The sequence below is a fragment of the Streptomyces sp. YS-3 genome, assembly GCF_045257485.1.
Classification (GTDB): domain Bacteria; phylum Actinomycetota; class Actinomycetes; order Streptomycetales; family Streptomycetaceae; genus Streptomyces.
This window is the reverse complement of the sequence record NZ_JBJHPC010000558.1, coordinates 1-4,663: the sequence shown is the minus strand read 5'-3', so window position 1 is coordinate 4,663 and position 4,663 is coordinate 1. Positions and strand designations below refer to the sequence as shown.

The 4,663-nt window shown below is 71.2% G+C and carries 5 protein-coding genes; all 5 read right to left on the bottom strand.

Annotated features, from left to right (window positions below):
- Positions 1–311: DnaJ domain-containing protein (locus ACJA3G_RS30640; RefSeq protein WP_406556295.1), on the bottom strand; the 311-nt coding region annotated here is incomplete at its 3' end.
- A gap of 45 nt (positions 312–356) precedes the next feature.
- Positions 357–1,016: a nucleotide exchange factor GrpE gene (grpE, locus tag ACJA3G_RS30635; protein ID WP_406556294.1), complete on the bottom strand. Its 660-nt coding sequence runs from the start codon at positions 1,014–1,016 to the stop codon at positions 357–359.
- On the bottom strand, positions 1,016–2,884 hold the full coding sequence (dnaK, locus tag ACJA3G_RS30630; RefSeq protein WP_406556293.1) for a molecular chaperone DnaK: 1,869 nt from the start codon (positions 2,882–2,884) through the stop codon (positions 1,016–1,018). Before dnaK ends, grpE begins: the two co-directional genes overlap by 1 nt.
- A 170-nt stretch (positions 2,885–3,054) precedes the next feature.
- Positions 3,055–3,849, bottom strand: coding sequence for an FkbM family methyltransferase (locus tag ACJA3G_RS30625; protein ID WP_406556292.1), 795 nt, complete (start codon positions 3,847–3,849; stop codon positions 3,055–3,057).
- Positions 3,846–4,663 (bottom strand): MraY family glycosyltransferase (locus ACJA3G_RS30620; protein ID WP_406556291.1); only part of this gene is annotated, 818 nt, incomplete at its 5' end. The genes ACJA3G_RS30625 and ACJA3G_RS30620, both read right to left, overlap by 4 nt.

The window sequence follows — 4,663 nt, the reverse complement described above, 5'->3', positions numbered from 1 at the left end:
CCCCCGAAGAGGTCGCCCAGGTCGAAGTTGAAGCTGCCGCCGCCGGCGCCGGGACCGGCCCGGAAGCCGCCGTTGCCGAAGAGGGCGCGCGCCTCGTCGTACTCCTTGCGCTTCTTGGGGTCACCGAGGATGTCGTTCGCCTCGGAGACCTCCTTGAAGCGCTCCTCCGCCTTGGCGTCGCCCTTGTTGGCGTCCGGGTGGAACTCGCGGGCGAGCTTGCGGTACGCCTTCTTGATCTCGGCCTCGGTGGCGTCCTTGGGGACGCCGAGGACCTTGTAGTAGTCCTTCTCGACGAAGTCCTTCGTGCTCATCGACGTCCCTCCTCCCGGACGACCACTTCACCCATGACCGTCGCGTCAGCCCTCGTCCGGGCCACCGCTCTCCTCTTCGGCCGTGCCGGCGCCGCCTTCCTTGGCCTCCTTGCCCTCCTTCGCCGCGCCCGGCTGGGGCTCGGCGACGGCGACCCGCGCGGGGCGGATCGTACGCTCGCCGATCCGGTACCCGGGCTGGAGGATCGCGACGCACGTCGTCTCGGTGACGTCCGGGGCGTAGCTGTGCATCAGGGCCTCGTGGACCGTCGGGTCGAAGGGCTCGCCCTCCTTGCCGAACTGCTGGAGGCCCATCTTCGCGGCGACCGTCTCCAGCGACTCGGCCACCGACTTGAAGCCGCCGGTCAGTTCGCCGTGCTCACGGGCCCGGCCGATGTCGTCGAGCACGGGCAGCAGCTCGGTCAGGAGGCCGGCGACGGCGATCTCCTTGACCGTGACGCGGTCCCGCTCCACGCGGCGGCGGTAGTTCTGGTACTCGGCCTGGAGGCGCTGGAGGTCCGTCGTGCGCTCGGCGAGCGCTGTCTGGGCCTGGTCCAGCTGGGCCTGCAGGGCGATCTCCTTGGCTGCGTCCCCGGCCGGGGCCGCCTTCTCCTCCTTCGAGGAGTCGGCGGCCTTCGGCTCGGCGTCTTCCTGTGCGCCGGAGGGGACGTCGGGCTTCTCCTCGAAGCCCGGGGTCTCCTCAGACATCAGGCCGCGCCACCCTTCGCGTCGCCCGGCTTCTCGTCGTCGACGATCTCGGCGTCGACGACGTCGTCCTCGGCCTTGGGCGCCTCGGCGCCCTCGGCTCCGGCGGCACCCTGGGCGGCCTGGGCGTCCGCGTACATCGCCTGGCCGAGCTTCTGGGAGACGGCCGCGAGCTTCTCGGTCGCGGTACGGATCTCCGCGGTGTTGTCGCCCTCGGCGGACTCGCCCTTCAGCTTCTCCTTGAGCTCGGCCACCGCGGTCTCGACCTCGGTCTTGACGTCGCCCGGGACCTTGTCCTCGTTGTCCTTGAGGAACTTCTCGGTCTGGTAGACGAGCTGCTCGCCCTGGTTGCGGGACTCGGCGGCCTCGCGGCGGCGGTGGTCCTCCTCCGCGTACTGCTCGGCCTCCTCGCGCATGCGGTTGACCTCGTCCTTCGGCAGCGAGGAGCCGCCGGTGACGGTCATCTTCTGCTCCTTGCCCGTGCCCAGGTCCTTCGCGGTCACGTGCATGATGCCGTTGGCGTCGATGTCGAAGGCGACCTCGATCTGCGGGACCCCGCGCGGGGCCGGCGGCAGACCGGTCAGCTCGAACATGCCGAGCTTCTTGTTGTACGCCGCGATCTCGCGCTCGCCCTGGTAGACCTGGATCTGGACGGACGGCTGGTTGTCCTCGGCCGTCGTGAAGATCTCGGAGCGCTTCGTCGGAATCGTGGTGTTCCGCTCGATGAGCTTGGTCATGATGCCGCCCTTGGTCTCGATGCCGAGGGACAGCGGGGTCACGTCGAGGAGCAGGACGTCCTTGACCTCACCCTTGAGGACACCGGCCTGGAGGGCGGCGCCGATGGCGACGACCTCGTCCGGGTTGACGCCCTTGTTGGCGTCCTTGCCGCCGGTCAGCTCGCGCACGAGCTCCGCGACGGCGGGCATACGGGTGGAGCCGCCGACGAGAACGACGTGGTCGATCTCGGAGAGCTGGATGCCCGCGTCCTTGATGACGTTGTGGAACGGGTGCTTGCAGCGCTCCAGGAGGTCCGCGGTCAGCTGCTGGAACTGGGCGCGCGTCAGCTTCTCGTCCAGGTGCAGCGGGCCCTCGGCCGACGCCGTGATGTACGGCAGGTTGATCGAGGTCTCGGTGGACGAGGACAGCTCGATCTTCGCCTTCTCGGCGGCCTCGCGCAGGCGCTGGAGCGCCATCTTGTCCTTGGAGAGGTCCACGCCGTGGCCGGACTGGAACTGCTTCACCAGGTAGTCGACGACGCGCTGGTCCCAGTCGTCACCACCGAGGTGGTTGTCACCGTTGGTGGCCTTCACCTCGACGACGCCGTCACCGATCTCCAGGAGGGACACGTCGAAGGTGCCGCCGCCGAGGTCGAAGACGAGGATCGTCTGGTCGTCCTTGTCCAGGCCGTACGCCAGGGCCGCCGCAGTCGGCTCGTTGACGATGCGCAGGACGTTGAGGCCCGCGATCTCACCGGCCTCCTTCGTCGCCTGACGCTCGGAGTCGTTGAAGTACGCCGGGACGGTGATGACCGCGTCGGTGACCTTCTCGCCGAGGTAGGCCTCCGCGTCCCGCTTCAGCTTCTGCAGGATGAAGGCGCTCATCTGCTGCGGGTTGAAGGTCTTGCCGTCGAGGTCGATCTTCCAGTCGGTGCCCATGTGGCGCTTGACCGAGCGGATGGTCCGGTCCACGTTGGTGACGGCCTGCCGCTTGGCGACCTCACCGACGAGGACTTCGCCGTTCTTGGCGAAGGCGACGACGGACGGCGTGGTCCTGGCGCCTTCGGCGTTGGTGATGACGGTGGGCTCGCCGCCTTCGAGAACGCTGACGACGGAGTTAGTCGTGCCCAGGTCGATGCCGACCGCACGTGCCATTTTCGATTCCTCCAACTGACATCTTGAGTGGAACTGACTCAAGGATGCATGACTCGCCCCGAGCGGTCAACAGAGCTGAGTCGAGGAGGCTCAACTTTTATGTGCGGCTTATGTTCGCGCCCAATCTCCGACCGCAGGTGGGCGGGCTGTTCGCGGCCCCCGGGGAGGCGTCAGTCGGCGGGTGCCGGCTGGGGCGGAACCTGCTCCGAGGGGGCCGGGGTGTCCTCCCGGAGCAGGATCAGCTCGCACTGGAGCAGGCGGCCGTCCCGCGGGTCCGCGAGCCCCGGCCGCACCGACATGAGCGAGAGCCCGAGCTCCTCGCGCGCGTGGGCCAGCACATCGTCGAAGCCCGCGCCCCCTTCGTACAGCGGCACCAGCGCCGCCCCCGCCTGGAGCCCGACGATCTCGTCCGCGTACGCCCCCGCGCCGCGCAGCACCTCGTGCTCGTACCCCTGCACCGCGAGCCGTACGAAGACCCGCTCGCCGGGCGCGGTGACGCCCTCCCACAGGGCGTCCAGGCGGTGCGCGTCGACGCTGCGCCTGCCGGTGTACGCGGTGTGCGGCGCGGCGGCGCGATGGCGGGGCGTCATCGGCAGCGCCGAGCTGCTCACGCCCGCGTCGCCCGCGATGTTCAGGGTGAGGGGCCCGCTGCGGTCGCCGAGCGCGTACGGCAGCACCGACCAGAAGGGGTCCTCCGCGGCCCGCAGCCGCAGCTCGGCGCGGGGTTCGCGCAGCGGCTCGAAGGAGACGATGCGCCCCTCGTAGCCGCAGCGCCGCAGCATCGTGCCGTAAGCCCCGCTGTAGGCGCCCACGTCCAGCACGAGGTCGATCTCGTACCGCCGCAGCAGCCGCACCAGGCGCGCGCCGTCGTCGTCGGCGGACCGGCCGGGCGCGCCGAGGGGGCGGGCGAGGCGGCGCAGGGCCGTACGGGCGCGGTCGCCCATCGCGATCATGTCGATGCTCACGCCGGTGCTCCTTCGCGGGCGGCCCCGGGGGCCGGTTCGGTACGCAGGGCCGCGTCGCCGTAGACCGGCACCCGCAGCAGGGCCACCACCGCGACCGCCGTGCCGAGCACCAGCGGCAGCACCGCGGGCGGGGCGAGGCGGCCGTCGTGGACGAGCAGCGAGGTGACGGTCCCGACCAGCGCGCCGAGCCCGAGGACGACGGCCGTGCCCTGCACGGTCAGACCGCCCCGGCGCAGCCGGTGCGCGATGTGGTCGGCCGCACCTTCCGTCAGCGACCGCCCGGCCAGCCGGCGCGACAGCAGGACCAGCACCGCGTCGGCCAGGACCACGGCGGTGAGGGCGAACAGCGAGGCGGTGGCCCGGGCGGGTTCGGCCTCGGTGTGGACGAGTACGGCGGCGCAGGCGAGCAGGAACCCCGTGAAGAGCGAGCCGCAGTGGCCGAGGACGATCCGGGCGGGGTGCCAGTTGTGCACCAGGAACCCGGTGAGGGAGGCGGCCAGCACGCTGAGCAGCAGCGCGAGCCCGGGGAGCGCGTCCTCGATGGCGCAGACGGCGAGCCCGAGCGCGATGACCGCGGCCACCGTCCCCATCGCCCCGTCGGAGGCGTCCAGCAGGCTGAAGGCGTTGGTGACGAGCACGATCCACAGCACGGCGAGGGTGCCGGGCCCCGGTGAGAGCCCCGACGCCAGGGCGACCACCACGGTGGCGGCGGCGGTCTGCACCCCGATCATGACCCGGGCGCCCAGCGGGCGCAGGTCCCCGGCGAGCCCCAGCAGCGCCACGGCGCCCGCGGCGCCGATCAGCGGCCCCACGC

Coding starts and splice junctions, on each gene's coding strand:
- grpE (WP_406556294.1), bottom strand. CDS start 1,016: ATGTCTGAGGAGACCCCGGGCTTCGAGGAGAAGCCCGACGTCCCCTCC.
- dnaK (WP_406556293.1), bottom strand. CDS start 2,884: ATGGCACGTGCGGTCGGCATCGACCTGGGCACGACTAACTCCGTCGTC.